Source organism: Methanocalculus natronophilus (assembly GCF_038751955.1).
Classification (GTDB): Archaea; Halobacteriota; Methanomicrobia; order Methanomicrobiales; family Methanocorpusculaceae; genus Methanocalculus; species Methanocalculus natronophilus.
Genome location: NZ_JBCEXH010000129.1, coordinates 1 through 514 on the forward strand (window position 1 = coordinate 1; position 514 = coordinate 514).

Genomic DNA, 514 nt, shown 5'->3' on the forward strand with positions numbered 1-514 from the left:
TGCTTCAAGATACTCATCATCAACATACCATCCTAAAAAGTTATACCCTTCTTTGGTCGGTTCACTAAAAGCCGATGGTGGATCATTTTTAATTACGACTCTAGGGTTTAAAACCGTACCGCCTCCACTATCAAATGAAACTTGAATTTCTTCTTCGATGGTTTCATCGTTTCCACATGCGGCTAATATAAACATCATAAAAACAAACATAAAAACTAAACGCTTCAAATAAATCCCTCCTTTAAACACCCAAATAGGTTGTTAGATAAAATAAGAATACGTCTATATAGTTTGAAGTTCAAACTATATGCACCGTTATGACCATTTTTTATAATTAACTAATTTTTTTATAAAAAAAAAAGACGCCGAAGCGTCTTTATGTTATGTGGTCATAGTGATATATACTTTCAACATCCTTATCCCCTCTACCCGAGAGATTCACAATAATGATTTTTTCTTTACTTAAGGTTGGGGCAAGTTTAATCGCTTCACTGATCGCGTGCGAGGTTTCTAT

General features: G+C 34.0%; 1 protein-coding gene. It reads right to left on the reverse strand.

Going from position 1 to position 514, the window contains the following annotated elements:
- Positions 1–228: InlB B-repeat-containing protein (locus ABCO64_RS10840; RefSeq protein WP_343089490.1), on the reverse strand; the 228-nt coding region annotated here is incomplete at its 3' end.
- Positions 229–514: the final 286 nt, after the last annotated feature.